17 protein-coding genes are annotated in these 18,089 nt (G+C 73.3%); 6 read left to right on the top strand and 11 right to left on the bottom strand.

The genetic code is table 11. From position 1 onward, the window contains the following. Positions 1–60 precede the first annotated feature (60 nt). Positions 61–357 carry a hypothetical protein gene (locus tag QQM72_RS31275; protein WP_314224200.1) on the bottom strand — a complete coding sequence of 99 codons (297 nt, stop codon included), beginning with the start codon at positions 355–357 and terminating at the stop codon, positions 61–63. Positions 358–470: 113 nt separating this feature from the next. Here QQM72_RS31275 and QQM72_RS31270 point away from each other — a divergent pair, with 113 nt between their 5' ends. After that, positions 471–1,430: an NADP-dependent oxidoreductase gene (locus QQM72_RS31270; RefSeq protein ID WP_314224199.1), complete on the top strand. Its 960-nt coding sequence runs from the start codon at positions 471–473 to the stop codon at positions 1,428–1,430. A 25-nt stretch (positions 1,431–1,455) separates the two neighbouring features. On the opposite strand, the gene QQM72_RS31265 is transcribed toward QQM72_RS31270, so the two are convergent. The 4 genes from QQM72_RS31265 to QQM72_RS31250 all read right to left on the bottom strand — a co-directional run bounded on the left by QQM72_RS31265 (position 1,456) and on the right by QQM72_RS31250 (position 3,772). After that, the gene (locus tag QQM72_RS31265; RefSeq protein ID WP_314224198.1) at positions 1,456–1,782 is read right to left on the bottom strand and encodes a DUF202 domain-containing protein; all 327 of its coding nucleotides are present in this window, start codon (positions 1,780–1,782) and stop codon (positions 1,456–1,458) included. Continuing rightward, positions 1,779–2,171 (bottom strand): YidH family protein, encoded by a 393-nt coding sequence (locus QQM72_RS31260; RefSeq protein WP_314224197.1) that lies wholly within the window; start codon positions 2,169–2,171, stop codon positions 1,779–1,781. Before QQM72_RS31260 ends, QQM72_RS31265 begins: the two co-directional genes overlap by 4 nt. Positions 2,172–2,307: 136 nt before the next feature. Further along, the gene (locus QQM72_RS31255) at positions 2,308–2,823 is read right to left on the bottom strand and encodes an NUDIX hydrolase (RefSeq protein ID WP_314224196.1); all 516 of its coding nucleotides are present in this window, start codon (positions 2,821–2,823) and stop codon (positions 2,308–2,310) included. 55 nt (positions 2,824–2,878) lie between these two features. Continuing rightward, positions 2,879–3,772, bottom strand: a complete 894-nt coding sequence (locus QQM72_RS31250; RefSeq protein WP_314224195.1) for a DMT family transporter — start codon at positions 3,770–3,772, stop codon at positions 2,879–2,881. Positions 3,773–4,175: 403 nt separating this feature from the next. On the opposite strand from QQM72_RS31250, the gene QQM72_RS31245 reads away from it, so the two are divergent. From QQM72_RS31245 to QQM72_RS31235, 3 genes are all read left to right on the top strand, one after another. Then, a complete protein-coding gene (locus QQM72_RS31245; protein ID WP_314224194.1) occupies positions 4,176–5,126 on the top strand; it encodes a hypothetical protein in 951 nt (316 codons plus the stop codon). Positions 5,127–5,200: 74 nt separating this feature from the next. Then, entirely contained in the window at positions 5,201–5,971 is a 771-nt protein-coding gene (locus QQM72_RS31240; RefSeq protein WP_314224193.1) for a molybdopterin-dependent oxidoreductase, read from the top strand. Beyond that, positions 5,955–6,578 carry a cytochrome b/b6 domain-containing protein gene (locus QQM72_RS31235; RefSeq protein WP_314224192.1) on the top strand — a complete coding sequence of 208 codons (624 nt, stop codon included), beginning with the start codon at positions 5,955–5,957 and terminating at the stop codon, positions 6,576–6,578. The genes QQM72_RS31240 and QQM72_RS31235 overlap by 17 nt, the downstream gene beginning before the upstream one ends. 78 nt (positions 6,579–6,656) lie before the next feature. On the opposite strand, the gene QQM72_RS31230 is transcribed toward QQM72_RS31235, so the two are convergent. Genes QQM72_RS31230 through QQM72_RS31220 form a run of 3 tightly spaced genes read right to left on the bottom strand, consistent with a single transcriptional unit; the run spans position 6,657 to position 9,624 of the window. Then, a complete protein-coding gene (locus QQM72_RS31230; protein ID WP_314224191.1) occupies positions 6,657–7,601 on the bottom strand; it encodes a zinc-binding dehydrogenase in 945 nt (314 codons plus the stop codon). Positions 7,602–7,650: 49 nt separating this feature from the next. Beyond that, complete coding sequence (locus QQM72_RS31225; protein ID WP_314224190.1) at positions 7,651–9,048, bottom strand: GntT/GntP/DsdX family permease; 1,398 nt, start codon at positions 9,046–9,048, stop codon at positions 7,651–7,653. A 60-nt stretch (positions 9,049–9,108) separates the two neighbouring features. Further along, positions 9,109–9,624 (bottom strand): gluconokinase, encoded by a 516-nt coding sequence (locus tag QQM72_RS31220; RefSeq protein WP_314224189.1) that lies wholly within the window; start codon positions 9,622–9,624, stop codon positions 9,109–9,111. Between the two features lie 140 nt (positions 9,625–9,764). On the opposite strand from QQM72_RS31220, the gene QQM72_RS31215 reads away from it, so the two are divergent. Beyond that, positions 9,765–10,466 (top strand): FadR/GntR family transcriptional regulator, encoded by a 702-nt coding sequence (locus QQM72_RS31215; protein WP_314224188.1) that lies wholly within the window; start codon positions 9,765–9,767, stop codon positions 10,464–10,466. A gap of 4 nt (positions 10,467–10,470) precedes the next feature. On the opposite strand, the gene QQM72_RS31210 is transcribed toward QQM72_RS31215, so the two are convergent. From QQM72_RS31210 to QQM72_RS31200, 3 genes are all read right to left on the bottom strand, one after another. After that, positions 10,471–10,905: a YchJ family protein gene (locus tag QQM72_RS31210; RefSeq protein ID WP_314224187.1), complete on the bottom strand. Its 435-nt coding sequence runs from the start codon at positions 10,903–10,905 to the stop codon at positions 10,471–10,473. A gap of 161 nt (positions 10,906–11,066) precedes the next feature. Then, on the bottom strand, positions 11,067–12,419 hold the full coding sequence (locus QQM72_RS31205) for a M1 family metallopeptidase (protein ID WP_314224186.1): 1,353 nt from the start codon (positions 12,417–12,419) through the stop codon (positions 11,067–11,069). 77 nt (positions 12,420–12,496) lie between these two features. Beyond that, positions 12,497–16,363: a Pls/PosA family non-ribosomal peptide synthetase gene (locus QQM72_RS31200; protein ID WP_314224185.1), complete on the bottom strand. Its 3,867-nt coding sequence runs from the start codon at positions 16,361–16,363 to the stop codon at positions 12,497–12,499. Between the two features lie 843 nt (positions 16,364–17,206). On the opposite strand from QQM72_RS31200, the gene QQM72_RS31195 reads away from it, so the two are divergent. Continuing rightward, positions 17,207–18,085, top strand: coding sequence for an ABC transporter substrate-binding protein (locus QQM72_RS31195; protein ID WP_314224184.1), 879 nt, complete (start codon positions 17,207–17,209; stop codon positions 18,083–18,085). Positions 18,086–18,089: the final 4 nt, after the last annotated feature.

Raw genomic sequence — 18,089 nt, 5'->3', positions numbered from 1 at the left:
TGCCAGGGGAGCCGTCGTCAGGGCGGTTCCCGGCCGCCCGGCCGTCGTCGTCCGGACGCGTCAGTGGTCGTCCCAGTGGCCGTCGTGCTCGGCGTGCCGGTGCCCGTCGTGCAGGTAGTCCACGTGGTCGCCGTGGCGTACGCGCGCGTGCCCGCAGTCCTCGCCGTGCCGGTGCTCGTGCCCGTCGTGGGTCACATGCCCGCCGGGCTCGCACTCGTCCCAGTGGCCGCCGTGCTCGCGGTGCAGATGCCCGTCGTGGACGTAGTCGACGTGGTCGCCGTGCCGCACCTCGGTGTGCCCGCAGTCCGGGCCGTGCGTGTGGGTGTGGGCGGAGTGCTCGAGATGGAGGGTGGTCATGCTGCTCACCTTCGAAGCCGCGGGGTGATGACGTCGGACAGGCTGCCACGCGAACTCCGCATATCGGGTCATTCGGCTTGCGTGGCGTCCCGGTAGCCCGGAGGGTCGGACCCATGAAGGCCATCAGCTACTCACGCTACGGCGGCCCGGAGACACTCGTGTACGGGGACGTCCGCGAGCCCAAGATCGGCCCCGACTCGGTGCTGGTGAAGGTCCGGGCGGCGGCCGTGAACCCTGTCGACTGGAAGGCCCGCGAGGGCTACCTGGACCCGATGCTCGACGCCGTCTTCCCGGTGATCCCCGGGTGGGACGTCTCGGGAGTCGTCGTGCAGCTCGGGGTGTCCGTCGCCGAGTACGCGGTCGGCGACGAGGTGATCGGCTACGTCCGCGAGGACTTCCTGTCCCGCGGCACCTTCGCCGAGTACGTCGGCGCCCCGGTGCGCACCCTCGCCCGCAAGCCGCGCAACCTCACCTGGGAGGAGGCCGCGGGCCTGCCGCTGACCGGGCTCACCGCCTACCAGGTGCTGACCCAGGCCCTCCAGGTGAAGCGGGGCGAGACCGTTCTCGTCCACGCGGCCGCGGGCGGCGTCGGCTCCATCGCCGTGCAGCTCGCCCGCCATGTGGGCGCCCGGGTGATCGGCACGGCGAGCGAGGCCAACCACGACTTCGTCCGCTCGCTGGGCGGCGAGCCCGTGGCCTACGGCCAGGGGCTGGCCGAGCGGGTGCGCGGGCTGGCCCCCGAGGGCGTGGACGCGGCCTTCGACACGGTCGGCGGCGACACGCTGAGGGTCTCCGCCAACCTGCTGGCTCCGGAAGGACGCCTGGCGTCGATCGCCGACGGGGATGTCGTCGGGTACGGCGGACGGTACTTCTGGGTCCGGCCCGACGCCCACGACCTCACCCGGTTGTCGGAACTCGCCGAACAGGGCGTGGTGTCCGTGCACGTCTCCGACACCTTCCCGCTGGAGCGTGCCGCGGACGCCTACCGGCTCAACGAACAGGGCCGCACCCGGGGCAAGATCGTGGTGACGGTGGACTGGGCGGACGAGGCCGCCGAGAACGCGGAGCAGTGAGGCCGGCGGGACCCCGCACGCGTCGCTAGACCACCACCAGCGCCGCGGCGCACACCGCCGTCGCCACCGCGCACAGCACCGCCGCCGTGGCGTGCCGCGGGCTGAGGGCCGCAGGGATCGCGGCGGCGGACAGGGCGTGGATCCGGTGGTGCGCGAGCAGCAGGAAGGCCAGCCACAGGCCGCAGCACAGCGCGCAGGCGAGGACCCCGGACACCGACACCCCGCCGTGCAGCGCCGCCTTGACGGCGAGCACGGCGGCCACCGTGCTCGCCAGCGTCGTACGCCGCCAGGCGAGCCGGGTCCGCTCGGGCTGAAGGCCGGGGTCACGCACCGGCCGGACCGCCTCGCTCACCCCTCCCACCCCACCAGCACCACGACGGCCATCGCCAGGGCCACCACCGCGACCAGCACGCCCAGCAGCGCAGGGAAGCGGGACGCCGGCAGGTCCTCGCCGCGGCGCATCGCCCGCTCGCAGCGCGTCCAGTGGTTGACCGCGCGCAGGGAGCACAACACGCCGGCGGCCAGCAGCGCGAGCGCCAGCCCGACCCGCCAGCCCCAGCGCAGATCCGGCAGGAACTGATCCACCGCGAAGCCCCCGCCGATCAGCGCGAGCGCGGTGCGCAGCCAGGCGAGGAACGTGCGCTCGTTCGCCAGCGAGAACCGGTAGTCGGGTGTGCGGCCCTCCTCCCGGACCTGCTCGGGAGCGAACCACAACCGGACGTTCCGCACGAACTCGATCACCCGCAGGACCCTACCCGCCGACCGTCGCCCGCCCCGCCCCCGTTGCCTGCCGCAGCGGTTCCCGCCCTGCTCCCGTTGCCTGCCGCAGCGGTTCCCGCCCCGCTCCCGCTGCCCGCTACAGCGGTTCCCGCCCTGCTCAGCCCGTCGCCCGGTGTGCCTTCAGCCGCTCGTACGCCGCCAGCCCGTCCGGCACCCACTCCCAGACGGACAGCCGCCGTTCGACCTCCTCCTCGGGGAGGAACTCGTGCCAGGCCACCTCCTCCGCCTGGGGGTGCACCGGCAGTTCGCAGCGGACCTCGTAGACGGCCGACCACCAGCTCCCGGCGGCGCCGGCGTCGTACAGGAACTTGAAGAGGAACTCCGGGCGGGGCAGGCCGCTCACGCCCAGCTCCTCCTCGGCCTCGCGCAGCGCGGCGTCGTCGTACGACTCGCCGGCGCCCACCACCCCGCCGACGAACATGTCGTACAGCGAGGGGAAGACCAGCTTGGTCGGGGTGCGGCGGTGGACGAAGACCCGGCCCTCGGCGTCCCTGGCCCGGACGAAGACGCAGCGGTGCCGCAGTCCCTCGGCGTACGCCTGCCCGCGTGGGAACTGTCCGACCACCCGGTCGTTCTCGTCGACGATGTCGAGGATCTCGTCAGCAGCGCTCATGAGCCCATCCAAGCAGGCCCGCCACCTCGGGCAGGCCCGCCACCGATGCCGGCGGCTACTGGGGCTGGAGGTCCGGGACCCTTTCGCGCGGCACCGGGCCGCGCGGCATGGCCGGGTGCAGCCCGAGGAGCACGATGCCCGCGACGATCGCCGCGAGCCCCGCCGCCTCCCAGGCCAGCGCGCCGGTGTCGGTGCGCAACCGGTCGCCGAGGAAGCCGACCCCGCAGATGATCCCCGCGAGGGGCTGCGCCGCGGTCAGCGCGGGCAGCGACATCCGCAGGGGGGCCGTCTCGAACGCGCTCTGGACCAGCACGAGGCCGGTCACGCCGAGCGCGAGCACCGCGTACGGCTGCCAGCCGGTCAGCAGCTCGCCGAGGCCGCCCGCGGCGAAGCGCTGCCCGCTGACCCTGGTCAGCGCGTCCTGGACGCCGTACAGCAGGCCGGCCGCGAGGGCCAGCAGCACCGGGCCGGAGCTGAGCCGGGAGCGTTTGGCGTAGGTGGTGAGCAGCAGCGACAGCCCGACCATCCCCCCGATGATCAGCCAGTGCCGCAGCGGATCCGAGACCGCGGTGCCGCCGCGCGGCTCGCCCGCCACGATGAAGGTGGTCACCCCGCCGGCGAGCAGCACCAGGCCCGCCCAGCCCTGGCGGCCGAGCGGCTGTTTCGTCTGGTGCCGGGAGAGCGCGAGGGCGAACAGCAGATTGGTCGCGAGCAGCGGCTCCACCAGGGAGATCTCGCCCTGGCCGAGCGCGATGGCACCCAGCGCCATGCCCGCCACCATGAGACCGATGCCGCCCAGCCAGCGCGGCACCTTCATCAGGTCGAGCAGGAGCCGCGGTGAGAGGAAGTCGCCGAGCGGCGCCCGCTGGGCGGCGTTCTGCTGGAGGACGAACCCGAAGCCCAGGCAGCAGGCGGCGCTCACGGCGAGAACCAGAACCAGAACCGACACGCTGCCTACCTCGATCATCCGGTCGGACCACGGACGGGATGCGTAGTGGCCGACTGTAGCGTCCCGGCGCCCTCGGCGCCCCGAGTACCCGGAACCGGGCGGTTGCCCCGGCCGCGGCACCCGGGAAACAGGGTCGGGGGTGCGGGGCGGCCCTACGGCCATGGTGTGGGCTCCGGCCGGGCCGCGCCATGGCGTACGCCACACCTGCCGCCGGGACACCCGGCGGCAGGGGGTCCCACCAGCGGCGCTCCCGCACCGGATTCCCGCCGCCGGGGAGCGGCAGGCACCTGTCGTCCCTCCCCGACCCTTGACGGTGAGTGTTCCCTAGGGATTTGCTGTGCGTGATCGGCCGATTGCGGGCCGATGCCAGATCCGCCGCCGATGAGGATGAGGAAGTCCCGCGGTGCCCTTACCCCCGCCCCCTCCCGGCCGTGATCACGAGCGCGTCCGCCGGACCCCCGACCCGGCCCTGGACGACACCGAGCTCGGTCTCGCCCGCGCCGCGCTGGCCCAGGGCCGTCGCCGGCCCGTCCGCTCCCTGCTGGCCCGGACCGGCGCCGACTGGGACCGCCGCGCCCACCGGACGGCGGTCCTCGCCCTCGAGCCCCACACGGCTGCCCGGGCTCACGAATGGCTGCTCGCCGAACCCGGCAGCGCCGACGCCGCCGTCCTGCTCGCCCTGGCCCAGGTCCGCCGGACCCTGCGCGGCAAGGAGGACGCGGCGGTCGCCCGAGCCGCGTGCCGGTCCGCCGCCGCGCTCGCGCCCGCCGACCCCACCCCCTGGCTCGGCCTGCTCCAGCTCGAACGGGACGGCGGGGCGGCGGCCGTGCGGATCTTCGAGGAGGTCCGGTCCCGGCACCGCGACCACCATCACGCGCACCACCTCATGGTCGCCCGGCTCGCCGAGCGCCGGGCGGACGGCGGCCCCGACCCGCTGCACGAGGTCCACGACTTCGCCGCCTGGGCCGCCGAACAGGCGCCCGCCGACTCCCCGCTGGCGATCCTCCCCGTCGTCGCGCACGCCGAGCGCTACCGCGTCCTGGCCGCCCACGGTTTCGTGCCCGCCGACCCCGCCGCCTCCGGGCACTGGCGGGACGGCCGGGCCCGGGGCGTGACGAAGGCCGCCTTCGACTGGTGGCTGGAGTGGGAGCACGACGACCACCCCCGCCACCTCATCGACCTGAACTTCCTCGCCCACGCCAAGGTCCTGGAGGGCCGGGGCGCCGAGGCCGCCGCCCTCTTCCGCCGCATCGGCCGGCACGCCACCCCCGAGCCCTGGTCCTACCCGGACCGCGACCCCCACCGGGCCTTCCACACGGCCCGCGCCGCCGTGCTCGGTCTGAGAGCCGGGTAAGAAGTGATGACGGAAGTCTGACGGCCGCCCGGGATCCCTGGCCCCGGCGGGCCCCCGAGTGCTCGAATGGAAGCGTGAACCCCGAACCATCCGAGCCGGCCGAACCCTCCGAGGCAGCCGGCCCGGACGCAGCGCCCGCGGAACGCGGCACACCCGTCGGCCGGCGGGTCTTCCTCGGCACGCTCGCCCTCGGCGCCCTGGGGGTCGTCGCGGCGCCCCCGCTCCAGCGCGGTATGGAGGCCTTCCTCGGCAGCGCCGCCGACAAGGACCCCACCGGCCTCACCGGTCTGCTCCCCAACGGCGGCGGCTTCCGCTACTACTCGGTGACGTCCTCGGTCCCGCACAGGAACGTCACGAACTACCGCCTCACCGTGGACGGCCTGGTCGACCGGCCCGCCACCTACACGCTGGCCGACCTCAGGGCCCTGCCCCAGACCCGGATGGTCAAGGACGTCCAGTGCGTCACCGGCTGGCGGGTGCCGGGCACGCCCTTCGAGGGCGTCCGGCTGTCCGCCCTGCTCGACGCGGCCGGAGTCCGCGCCGAGGCCGGCGCGATCCGCTTCACCTGCTTCGACGGCGCCTACACCGAGAGTCTCACCCTCGCCCAGGCCCGCCGCGCCGACGTCCTGGTCGCGCTGCGCATGCAGGACAAGGACCTCGGCCACGACCACGGCGGCCCCGTCCGCCTCTATGTGGCGCCCATGTACTTCTACAAGTCCGCCAAGTGGCTCTCCGGCATCACCGTCACCGAGAAGGTGGAGCCCGGCTACTGGGAGGAGCGTGGCTACGACGTCGACGCCTGGGTCGGCCGCTCGAACGGACGGGACGATGAGCCTACGAGCTGAGGCGCCGCCGGCGACCACCCAGATCCCCCGCTTCACCCGCGCCGAACGGTGGGTGCACCGCACCACGGCCCTGCTGATGGGCGTGTGCGTGGTGACGGCGGCCTTCCTCTACATCCCCGAGTTCGCCCAGCTCGTGGGCCGGCGCGAGCTGGTGGTCCGGGTCCACGAATGGGCCGGCCTGGCCCTGCCCGTCCCGGTCCTGGCGGGCCTCGCCTCCCGCGCGTTCCGTGCCGACCTGCGCCACCTCAACCGCTTCGGCCCGCACGACCGCCGCTGGCTGGGTGCCGCCCTGCGCCGGGACAAGCGCCGCGAATCGCGTCCGGCGGCCAAGTTCAACGCCGGACAGAAGATCTACGCGGCCTGGATCGCCGGGGCGACCCTCGTGATGGTCGGCACCGGCCTGCTCATGTGGTTCACCCACCTCACCCCGATCATGTGGCGCACCAGTGCGACCTTCGTCCACGACTGGCTCGCCCTGACGATCGGCGTCGTCCTGGCCGGCCACATCGGCATGGCCCTGGGCGATCCGGAGGCCCGCCGCGGGATGCGCACGGGCTCGGTGAGCCGGGAATGGGCCCGCCGGGAACACCGCCTGTGGCGCCCTTAGCCGACCCCTCACCCCGGTCTCCTCACCCCGGTCTCCTCACGCCGATGTCCTCACCCCGGTCTCCTCACGCCGATGTCCTCACCCGGCCTCTCGGCTCCCGAAGTCCAGCAGCACCTTGCAGGAGCGGTCCCGGTCCGCGGCGAGCGCGAACGCCGACTCCGCGTCCCGCACCGGGACCACCGCGCTGATCAGCGCGTCGAACGCGGGCTCGGCCGCGAGCAGGCGCAGCGCCGCGTCGAACTCCGTGTCGAAGCGGAACGCCCCGCGCAGCTCGATCTCCCGGCTGACCACCAGGTTCCCGGCGAACGGGCTCTGCCCCGGCGGCAGCATGCCCAGCTGCACGACGACCCCGCCACGGCGCACCAGCCGCAGGCAGCTGTCGAGACCGGCGGCCACCCCGGACGCCTCGACGGCCACGTCCACCTCCGACGGCCACCCGGGATCCGCCGGATCGTCGGCCCGTACGACGGCGTCGGCGCCCACGGCGCGGGCATGGCCGAGCGCGGTGGGCAGCAGGTCGGTCACGGTCACCCGGGCCGCCCCGGCCGCCTTCGCCGCCGCGACCACCAGAGCGCCGATCGGTCCGGCACCGGTGACCAGGACGTGCCGCCCGGACACCGCCCCGGCCCGCCGCACCGCGTGCAACGCCACCGACAGCGGCTCGGTGAGCGCGGCCCGACGCGGCCGAAGCCCTTCCGGCAGCGGCCGCACCTGCTGGACGGGGACGACGATCTCGCCCGCGAACCCGCCCTGCACGTGCGGCGTCCGGGCCGCGCTGCCGAGGTAGCGGGTGTCGCGGCAGACATGGCGCCGCCCGTCCGCGCACTCCGGGCACACCCCGCAGGGCGTGGCCGGGTGCACGGCGACCGGCGTACCGGCAGGGGGAACCGAAGGGGAGGGGGAGCCGTATGCGACGACCGTCCCCACCACCTCGTGTCCCAGCACCATCGGCTCCTTCAGGCGGAAGTCACCGACCCCGCCGTGCCGGGTCCGGCCGCCGATGTCGAACAGGGGATGACTCATGCTCGTCCTCCTTCTCCGTCCCGCTCCGGTTCCTGCTCTCGCCGTACCGCTATATGACCAGCGAGAGGAGCAGGACCAGGCCGCCGGCGACCACGGAGATGATGGTCTCCATGACCGACCAGGTCTTGATGTTCTGGCCGACGGTGAGCCCGAAGTACTCCTTCACCAGCCAGAACCCCGCGTCGTTGACATGGCTGAAGAAGAGCGAGCCGGCGCCGATGGCCAGGACCAGCAGCGCGGTGTGCGTGGTCGACATGTCGGCCGCGAGCGGCGCGACCAGGCCGGCCGCCGAGATCGTCGCCACGGTCGCCGAACCGGTCGCCAGCCGGATGGTCACCGCGATCAGCCAGGCCAGCAGCAGCGCCGGGATCGACCAGTCCTTGGAGATGTCCAGGACCATCTGGCCCACGCCGCAGTCGATCAGCGTCTGCTTGAAGCCGCCGCCCGCGCCGACGATCAGCAGGATGCCCGCGATGGGCGCGAGGCCTTTCTCGACCAGCCCGGAGATCCGGTCCTTGGCGAACCCGGCGGGCCTCAGCAGGGTGAAGATGCCGACGAGCACGGCGGTGAGCAGCGCGATCAGCGGGGATCCGACGACGTCGAAGACGCGCTGCACGGTGTGTTCGGGGTCGTCCACGACGATGTCGACCAGCGCCTTGGACAGCATGAGGACGACGGGCAGCAGGATCGTCGCGAGCGTGGCGCCGAAGCCGGGCCGCTTCTCCAGGTCCTCGGAGGGCCGCTGCGCGATCATGCGGTCGGGAGCGGGGACGTCGACCCAGCGGGCGGCGACCCGCGAGAACAGCGGACCCGCGACGACGACCGTCGGGATGGCGACGAGCACGCCGAGCGCCAGGGTGACGCCCAGGTTGGCGCCGACCGCGTCGATCGCGACCAGCGGACCGGGGTGCGGCGGGACGAGACCGTGCATCACCGACAGACCGGCCAGCGCCGGGATGCCGATCCGCATGAGCGAGTAGTTGCCCCGCTTGGCGACCATCAGCACGACGGGGATCAGCAGCACCACGCCGACCTCGAAGAACAGCGGCAGACCGATCACGGAGGCGATCAGCACCATCGCCCACGGCATCGAGCGGCCGCCCGCCTTCGCGAGGATCGTGTCCACGATCTGGTCGGCGCCGCCGGAGTCCGCGAGCATCTTGCCGAGGATCGCGCCCAGCGCGATCAGTACGCCCACCCCCGCGACGGTGGCGCCGAGGCCGGTGGTGAACGAGGCGATGGCCTTGTCCAGCGGCGCCCCGGCGAACGCGCCCAGCGCGAGCGAGCCGATGGTCAGCGCCAGGAAGGCGTGGAGCTTGAACCGGGTGATGAGCAGGACGATCACGGCGATGCCCGCCAGAACGGCGATGCCCAGCTGCGCGTGGCCGGCCGAGGTGATCGGCTCGACGGTGTCCGCTGCCAGCATCTCGACACTGAGTCTGGTCACGGGTGATTCCCTTGCAGGTGACGGGGACGGGGGAGGGAAGTACGGGGTGTTACGGGAAGGTCAGGCAGCCTGAGGGAGCGCGTCGAGCGCGGTCACGGCCCGCCCGGTGATGGCTTCCGGGCTGCCGGAGACGTCGACGACGACGCCCGCCTCGTCCGCCTGGAGGGGCTGGAGCGTGGCGAACTGGGAGTCGAGCAGCGCGGTCGGCATGAAGTGGCCCTGCCGGTGCGCCATGCGGTCCTCGATCAGCGCGCGGTCACCCGCGAGATGCACGAAGACGACCCCGGGGGCCGTCGCCCGCAGCCGGTCGCGGTACGACCGCTTCAGCGCGGAGCAGCTGACGACCCCGCCGAGCCCGGCGCGCGCTTGCGCCCAGCCGCCGATGGCGTCGAGCCACGGCCGGCGGTCGTCGTCGTCGAGCGGGGTGCCGGCCGACATCTTGTCGATGTTGGCCTGCGGGTGGAAGTCGTCGCCCTCGGCGTACGGAACGCCCAACCGGGCGGCGAGCAGGGGACCGATGGTGGTCTTGCCCGTGCCGGCGACGCCCATCACCACGACGACATGGGGGGTGCGCATCTCTGCCTCGCTGTCTGCCTCGACGTCTGACGCCAACGGACGCCGACGACACTGAAACCGATTAGGTACGACGAATTCAAGAGTGTGTGACAAATAAGTCTGACTTTTTGGCTCCGTGATCTACCCCGTACTCTGAGTGCATGACCACTCCGGGCCGGGGTCTGCACGGCCAAGTACTGGACGCCCTGGGCCCCGCCATCACCGCGGGTGAGTACCCGCCGGGCAGCGTTCTGCGTACCGACGAGCTGGCCCAGCGCTTCGACGTCTCCCGCTCGGTGATGCGCGAGGCGGTCCGCGTCCTGGAGTCCATGCACCTGGTCGAGTCCCGCCGTCGCGTGGGCGTGACGGTCCGTCCCCGGGCCGCGTGGAACGTCTACGACCCGCAGGTCATCCGCTGGCGGCTGGCCGGCGCCGACCGCCCGCACCAGCTGCGCTCGCTCACCGTCCTGCGCTCGGCGGTCGAGCCGGTCGCGGCGGGCCTGGCCGCGAAACACGCCACGGCGGAACAGTGCGCCGAACTCACCGAGTGCGCGCTCGGCATGGTGGCCAACTCACGCGGCCACCGGCTGGAGGGGTACCTCGTCCACGACGTCGCCTTCCACCGGGTGATCCTCGCCGCCTCGGGCAACGAGATGTTCGCCCGCCTCGGCGACGTCGTCGCGGAGGTCCTGGCGGGCCGCACCCATCACGAGGTCATGTTCGAGGACCCCGACCCGACCGCCGTCACCCTCCACGTCCAGGTCGCGGAGGCGGTCCGCGAGGGCGACGCGGCCCGCGCCGAACGACTGACCCGGGAGATCACGGTCGGCGCGCTCCAGGAACTGGACATCCTGGCGCCCTAGCGGATCATGCGGAGCCCTCCGGGAACTCCCCGTCCACGTACACCCACGCCCCGGCCACCCGCTCGAAGCGGCTGCGCTCGTGCAGCGCGCCGCCCCGGTAGGAGGCCCGGAACTCCACGGTCCCGGTCGTGTGGAAGGCGCTTCCGTCCGCCGTCCCGATGATCTCCAGGCCCGTCCACCGCATCCCGGGATCGAGCTCGAGCCGCTCCGGCCGCGTCCGCGGATGCCACGTCCGCAGCAGATATCCCACGTCACCCCGCACGAAGGCGCTGTACCGCGACCGCATCAGCGCCTCGGCACCGGGCGCGGCCTCGGCGCCCGAATGGTAACGACCGCAGCAGGCTTCGTAGGCGGCGGGCAGCCCGCACGGGCAGTCGGCGGGGGAGGTGCGGACGGCGGCGGAGGCACGCTGTCGCGGGCGGGCGGTACGTCGGGCCATGACCCCATTGTGCCCGCCTCGCCGATCACGCCCCTCGGGGGGCGTCGTGCCCCGTGAGGGGCGCGGGGAACCGCGCGATCAGTCCCCGCCGGCCCGCGGGCCGAACACCGTGCCGGCTCACCACCGGTCGGCTCGTCACCGCGAGCACGGCGGCGGAGCGCTTACGCCGACTCCGCGCCCCGCCCGGCCGACGGGACCGGAAGGGGCGGCAGCGCCGTGCCGTACACCCACGCGTCGAACAGATCGTCCAGGGGCTCCGGTGCGAACCGTGCCACGTGCGCGGTGAGCGTCGACGTCGTCACCGAACCGCCCCGGTGCAGCCCGAGCCAGGCGCGCAGCATCCGGAAGAACGCGTCGTCGCCGAGCGCGCAGCGCAGCGCGTGCACGGTGAGCCCGCCGCGCTCGTAGAGCCGGTCGTCGAACATCGACTTTCGGCCGGGATCGGCGAGGCGCAGGTCCTGCGGCAGCGAGGCCAGCGACCGGTGCGCGACCGCGGCGAGCTGCTGAGCGCTGCGCCCGCCCGACCGCTCCGACCACAGCCACTCCGCGTACTTCGCGAAGCCCTCGTTCAGCCAGATGTGCCGCCAGTCGGCGATGGACACACTGTTGCCGAACCACTGGTGCGCCAGCTCGTGCGCCACCAGCCGCTCCGAACCCCTGGCGCCGTCCACGTGGTTGGCGCCGAACAGCGACAACCCCTGTGCCTCGACCGGGACATCGAGCGCCTCCTCGGTCACCACGACCGCGTACTCGTCGAACGGGTAGGGCCCGAAGAGCTGTTGGAAGAGGTGCATCATCCCGGGCTGGCGCGCGAAGTCCCGCGAGAACTCCGCCAGCAGCTCCGCCGGCAGATGCCCGTGCTGGGGGATGCCCCCGAGCCCCGGGTCGCCCAGCAGGACGGTCTGGTACTTCCCGATCGACAGGCCGACCAGATAGCTCGACGTCGGCGCCGCCTGCTCGTACACCCACGTGGTCGTCGAGGCCTTCGTGGTCCGCGTCAGCAGCCGGCCGCCCGCCACCACCGAGTACGCCGACGGTGTCGTGACCGATATCAGGTACGACGCCTTGTCCGCGGGCCGGTCGTTGCACGGGTACCAGGAGGGCGCCCCGACGGGCTGGCTCGCCACCAGCGCCCCGTCGCCCAGCTCCTCCCAGCCGATCCCGCCCCAGGGGCTGCTCACCGGCTTGGGGTTGCCCGACCAGTGCACCTCGACGGTGAAGGCGGCCCCGGCGCGCAGCGGCTTGGCCGGCCGCACGCGCAGCCGGCCGCCGCGGTGGGTGTAGTGCGTGGGCCGGCCGTCCACCCGGACCCGGCCGATCTTGAATTCGGCCAGGTTCAGCTGGAACTCCGGCAGCGCCGAGCGTCCCACGATGGCGTTGATCCGCGCCGCGCCCGACAGCCGGTTCGGGGCGGGCCGGTAGTCCAGCGTGAGCTCGTAGCGGTGCACCCGGTAACGGGAATCACCGTTCGCCGGGAAATACGGATCCGGCCCGACCGCCTGCTGAACTGCCACGTCCCCGTCCGCTCCCTGACCTGTGCTCGAACCACCCGCCGCCGGCGCGCCGCCCACCGACTGCGAGTAGCCCCTTCTCAGGGACGCCATGCCTCGATCGGATTGCCGAGCCAGCGGGTGTCGTCCGGGACGGACTCCGCGGCCATGACGAGCGACGCGGGACCCAGGGTCGTCCGGGCCCCGATCGTGCTGCCGGGCAGCACGATCCCGCCAGGGCCCAGCGTGGCACCCTCACGGAGGACCACAGTATCCGTCCGCAAGATCCGGTCGTGGAAGAGGTGAGTCTGCAGGACGCACCCACGGTTGACCGTCACCCCGTCCTCGAGCGTCACCAGGTCCGACTCGGGCAGCCAGTAGCTCTCCACCCACACGCCCGCGCCGATCCGTGCGCCGAGCCCGCGCAGCCACGCCGTCATCACCGGCGTGCCCGGCACGGCGCCCGCCAGCCACGGCACCGCCACGACCTCCACGAACGTGTCCGCCAGCTCGTTGCGCCACACGAAGCCGGACCACAGCGGATGCTCCCCGCTGCGGTGCCGTCCGACGAGCAGCCACTTGGCGACGATCGAGACGACGGCCGCCGCGCCCCCCGCCGCGAGCAGGACGAGCCCGGACAGCAGCGGCGCCCAGACGCCCAGCGCGCACAGCACCGCCACCGTCAGCACGGCCAGACCCGCCGAGCAGAACACCGGCACGATCCGGCACAGCTCCACCAGGGCACGCGCCCACAGCAGCCGCGCGGGCGGCTCGTACGTCCGGCTCTGGTCGCCCCCGGTCGTGTTCCGCGGCAGCTTCACCGGCGGAAGACCCAGGTAGGAGCTGCCCTTCTTCGCCTTCTTCGGCGTCGCCGACAGCACCCCCACCAGGCCGCCGTCCGGCACGCTCCGCCCCGGCGCGGTCATCCCCGAGTTGCCGAGGAAGGCCCGCCGCCCGATCTCCGCCCGCCCGATCCGCATCCAGCCGCCGCCGAGCTCGTACGGCGCGGTCAGCGTGTCGTCGGCGAGGAACGCGCCCTCGCCGACCGTGGTCAGGCTGGGCAGCGCGAGGACGGTCGAGACCTCGGCGCCCTTGCCGATCCGCATCCCGAGCAACCGCAGCCACACCGGCGTGACCAGCCCCGCGTAGAGCGGGAAGAGGGTCTCGCGCGAGTGGTCCATGAGCTGCGTGACGGTCCACGCCTGCCAGCCGATCCTGCTGTGCGTGGGATGCGTTCCCTCGCGCAGACCGACGCTCAGCAGCCGTACGGCGATCAGCAGCAGCACGGCGTACGCCAGACCGAACGCGAGCGTGGCCGGGACCAGGGCGAGGGCGGCGCCCCGCAGGGCCTCACCGAGCCCGCCGCCGGGCGTCACGAAGCGGCTCGCCACCAGCAGGGCCGCCCCGGCCGCCAGCACCGGCAGCGAGGTCAGCGCGAAACCGGACAGCCCGTACAGCACCCGCCAGGACGTGCCGCGCGCCGGCCGCTCCTTGGGCCAGTTGCGCTTGGCCTTGCCGAGCTTGACCGCGGGCGCGCCCGCCCACCGCTGACCGGTGGGAACCTGACCGGTGACCGCCGAGCCCGGCGCCACCTCGGCCCGCTTGCCGACCCGGGCGCCCGGGAAGAGCATGCTGCGCGTGCCGACGACGGCGTGCGCGCCCACCTTGACCGTGCCGAGCTCCAGCCGGTCGCCGTCCAGCCACCAGCCGGACAGATCCACCTCGGACTCCACGGCCGCGCCCCGGCCCAGCTTCAGCATGCCGGTCACCGGCGGAAGCGAGTGCAGGTCCACGTCCGGCCCGACCTTGGCCCCCAGGGCCCGCGCGTAGCGCTCCAGCCAGGCCCCGGTCAGCGAGGTCGCCCCGCTGAACTCGGCGAGCCGCTCCGCCGTCCACAGCCGCAGATGGACGCCGCCACCGCGCGCGTACCGTCCCGGCTGCACACCGCGCAGCAGCAGCCGCGCCCCGCCCGCCGCGACCGCGAGCCGTCCGGGCGGACTGAACAGCAGCAGGGCCGCGGACACGACCAGCCACCACGGGGCGGTCGGCAGCCAGGCGTACCCGGGCAGCAGATTGCCGGCGGCGACCAGCGGCACCGTCCAGCGCAGCCCCAGCAGCGTGAACAGCGGTACGAGCAGCAGCGTCTGGATCACCTTGGCGCGCGCGGGCACCGGGGCGACGACGCGGGTCGCCCCGTCGTCCTGCGCCGACCTCTCCAGATGCCGGGCCAGCTTGCGCAGGGTGGGCTGCTGGTAGATGTCGAGGACGGCAGCGCTGGGGTAGCGGGTGCGCAGCCGTGTGGTCAGCTGGGCGGCCGCGAGGCTGCTGCCGCCGATCGCGAAGAAGTCGTCGCGGGCACTGCCCACGGGGATGCCGAGGACCTCGGTCCACTGCTCCGCCAGCCAGGCCTCGGTGCCGTAGAGCTGCTCGGCCGGGCCACCCGTCTCCACGCCCTCCAGGGGCCAGGGCAGTGCGTTGCGGTCGACCTTGCCCGAGGTGCGGGTCGGCAGATCGGCCACCGGCGCGAGCAGCGGCACGAGGGCGGCCGGCAGCTCGGCGCGCAGCCGCCGCACGGCCGCCGCCTGGTCCCAGCCGTCCTGCGTCACGACGTACCCGACCAACAGCTGGTTGCCGCTGCGGGCGGTCCGCACGGCGGCGGCGGCCCCCGCGACACCCGGCAGCGCCTGGAGCGCCGCGTCCACCTCGCCCAGCTCGATCCGCCGCCCGCCGAGCTTGATCTGTTCGTCGGCCCGCCCGAGGAAGACGAGCCCCTCGGCGTCGGCGCGCACCAGGTCACCGCTGCGGTACGCCCGCTCCCAGCCCAGCGACTTCAGGGGCGCGTACTTCTCCGCGTCCTTCTCGGCGTCGAGATACCGGGCGAGTCCGACCCCGCCGATCACCAGCTGGCCGCTGCCGCCCAGCGGCACCGGTTCCCCGGCCTCGTCCACGACGGCCAGTTCCCAGCCCCTGAGCGGCAGCCCGATCCTGATCGGCTCCTCGCCGGACATCAGCGAGGCACAGGCGACGACGGTCGCCTCGGTCGGCCCGTACGTGTTCCAGACCTCCCGTCCCTCCGTCACCAGCCGCTGCACCAGCTCGGGCGGGCAGGCCTCACCGCCGAAGATCAGCAGCCGTACGTCGTTGAGGGTCTCGGGCTCCCACAGCGCGGCCAGCGTCGGCACCGTGGAGACGACCGTGATCTCCTGCTCGACCAGCCAGGGCCCCAGATCGGCGCCGCTGCGGACCTGGGAGCGGGGCACGGGCACCAGACAGGCCCCGTAGCGCCAGGCCAGCCACATCTCCTCGCAGGAGGCGTCGAAGGCCACGGAGAGCCCCGCCATGACCCGGTCGACGGGTCCGATCGGCTCCTCGGTGAGGAACAGCGCGGCCTCGGCGTCCACGAAGGCGGCGGCGCTGCGGTGACTGACGGCGACGCCCTTGGGCTTACCGGTGGAGCCGGAGGTGAAGATGATCCAGGCGTCGTGCTCGGTGCCGGGCCGGGCGGCGGCCGACGCCGGCGTGCCGTGGACGGTGATCTCGTGCCCGGTGCCGACGACGGCCCGGACGTCCGCCTCCCCGAAGACCAGCTCGGCCCGCTCGTCGGGGTCCTCGGCGTCCACCGGGACGTAGGCCGCGCCGGCGGCGAGGACGGCGAGGATCGCCACGTAGAGGTCGTTGGTGCCGGAGGGGACACGGACGCCCACCCGGTCGCCGAGCCCGACCCCGGCGGCGGCGAGCCTGCGCCGGAGGTTCTCCACCTCGACGGCGAGGGCGCGGTAGGTGAGGGTCGTGCTGCCGTCGTCCAGGGCGAGTTCGTCCGGGAAGGACCGCACGGACGCGTCGAAGATGTCGACGAGGGTGCGGGGGGAGGCGGCGGGGCCGCCGGAGAAGCGGGCGGTGTCGCCGAGTTGTGCGCGGATTTCTTCGTCGAGCAGGCCGAGAGCACTGCTCTCGTCGATGGCTGCCATCGGTCCTCGCGTCTCGATCCCGGAAGCCTCCGGGGAGCCGGCGGGCCCGCAGGTCTGCCTGGGGTTGTCCGGTCCAGCTCCGTAACAAGCCGGAAATTTTAGTACGACGCTAGGCTCGCCGTGGTGGCCCGGCCACTCGGGGAGGCCGACCGGGGCGCCGAGGAAGATCAACGGCACCGCTCTGACCTGGAAGCCTCGCGCTGCGGCGAGACTTGCCCCACATCGGCGGGAAGAACGCCTCTGCCGACCTGATGTCCCGGTTCGAGGCGCGCGCCGAGGGCGCGAACGGGGGGCGAACCGGGTTTCGGGGGTTCCGGCCGGCCCGCCGGAACCCCCGAAACCCGAAGCCGCCCGACACCTCGGCGGACGATCCCCCGGGACCGGGACCGGGACCGGGACCTGGACCGGGACCTGGACCTGGATCTAGACCGGGACCGGGAGGGACCGGGAACGGCGGCGGATCCGACGACGCGCACCGTGCGCCACGCGCTGCGGCGCCGCAGCGCCTCCGCGCCCATCGAGCGCGTTCGGTGCCGGCCTCGAAGGGCGCACGCCGGGTGTCGGCGGCGACCTCGTAGCGGAGCGCAGAGGAGCCACGTCCCGTGGGCGCCCCGCTCGGTGGCCTCTCCCGGCAGTTGCCCGGCTGATCACACCGGGTGCGGCGCGACCGGGACGCGGTGCGGCGCGGACCTGGGTCGCGCTTTCGGCCGGCCCCCGCTGGCGGCGCCGGAGGCCGGGTGTCCCGACCCGCGCCCCGGAGTCCTCCCACGTGGCTCCGGCAGTCGTATGGTTTGGGGTGATTTATGGTGAGCAAAGGAGTACGCCCCTACCGGAGGTGCAATGATGCGCGCCGCGGCAGCGATCGTCTCTCTGGCTGTCAGCGTGGCGCTCATCGTCGCGACGTCGGCTTGTGACCAGGGCGGGTCGCAGTCGTCGAGCGTCCACTACGGCGACTGCCCGGTCTCGGGACATCACGGCGAGTTCCACCTGTCTCCCGAGACGGCGGGCGCCCTCACGGTCAGGACGACCCTGCCCGCGCCCGGCTGGTGGAACGGCGACACACCGGACTCCATCAAGAGCGGCTACGAGTACTGCATGGCCGCCAACATCGCCTATCGCTCCGGACTCGACCGGGTGAAGGTCGAGAACGCCCCGTTTCCGGAGGTCGTGTCCGGCCGGTCCAAGGACTTCGACCTGGCCCTGGCGCAGATCACGATCACCCCGGAACGGGGCAAGGTCGCCGAGTTCTCCCCGCCCTACCTCTCCTCGACCCTGGGAGTGCTGATCAGGGACGGTGAGAAGATCGACGAGGACAACATCCGTGACGTCCGCATCGGAGTGGCCGAGGGCACCACGGGCGAGGAGTTCGTCGAGAAGCGCCTCAAGCCGACCAAGCCCGTCACCTCATTCCCCAACGACCCCGACATGGTCACGGCGCTGGAGGAGGGACGGATCGACGCGGTCGTCCACGACACGACGATTCTGCTCGCGTATCCCCAGAAGCGGGAGGGGAAGGTGCGCCTCGTGGGCCAGTACCGGACCGACCAGGGCTACGGCGCCCTGTACCCGAAGGGGTCGCCCGACAAGGACGAGCTGGACCGGATCATCAGGCAGCTGATCGACGACGGAACGCTCACCAAACTGTCGGCCGTCTATCTCGGGGCCGCTTTCGGCCAGGACCCGGCCAAGATCCCGTACTTCACGGTCGGCGGCGGCTCCTGAACGC

Source organism: Streptomyces zaehneri (assembly GCF_032248645.1).
GTDB classification, from domain to species: domain Bacteria; phylum Actinomycetota; class Actinomycetes; order Streptomycetales; family Streptomycetaceae; genus Streptomyces; species Streptomyces coriariae.
The sequence above is the reverse complement of the archived record's forward strand: the minus strand, read 5'-3'. Positions and strand labels throughout refer to the sequence as shown.

Bases quoted from the DNA above. Each gene is read 5' to 3' on its own strand.
- QQM72_RS31275 (WP_314224200.1), bottom strand. From the start codon at position 357: ATGACCACCCTCCATCTCGAGCACTCCGCCCACACCCACACGCACGGC.
- QQM72_RS31270 (WP_314224199.1), top strand. From the start codon at position 471: ATGAAGGCCATCAGCTACTCACGCTACGGCGGCCCGGAGACACTCGTG.
- QQM72_RS31255 (WP_314224196.1), bottom strand. From the start codon at position 2,823: ATGAGCGCTGCTGACGAGATCCTCGACATCGTCGACGAGAACGACCGG.
- QQM72_RS31235 (WP_314224192.1), top strand. From the start codon at position 5,955: ATGAGCCTACGAGCTGAGGCGCCGCCGGCGACCACCCAGATCCCCCGC.
- QQM72_RS31230 (WP_314224191.1), bottom strand. From the start codon at position 7,601: ATGAGTCATCCCCTGTTCGACATCGGCGGCCGGACCCGGCACGGCGGG.
- QQM72_RS31220 (WP_314224189.1), bottom strand. From the start codon at position 9,624: ATGCGCACCCCCCATGTCGTCGTGGTGATGGGCGTCGCCGGCACGGGC.
- QQM72_RS31215 (WP_314224188.1), top strand. From the start codon at position 9,765: ATGACCACTCCGGGCCGGGGTCTGCACGGCCAAGTACTGGACGCCCTG.
- QQM72_RS31210 (WP_314224187.1), bottom strand. From the start codon at position 10,905: ATGGCCCGACGTACCGCCCGCCCGCGACAGCGTGCCTCCGCCGCCGTC.
- QQM72_RS31200 (WP_314224185.1), bottom strand. From the start codon at position 16,363: ATGGCAGCCATCGACGAGAGCAGTGCTCTCGGCCTGCTCGACGAAGAA.
- QQM72_RS31195 (WP_314224184.1), top strand. From the start codon at position 17,207: ATGCGCGCCGCGGCAGCGATCGTCTCTCTGGCTGTCAGCGTGGCGCTC.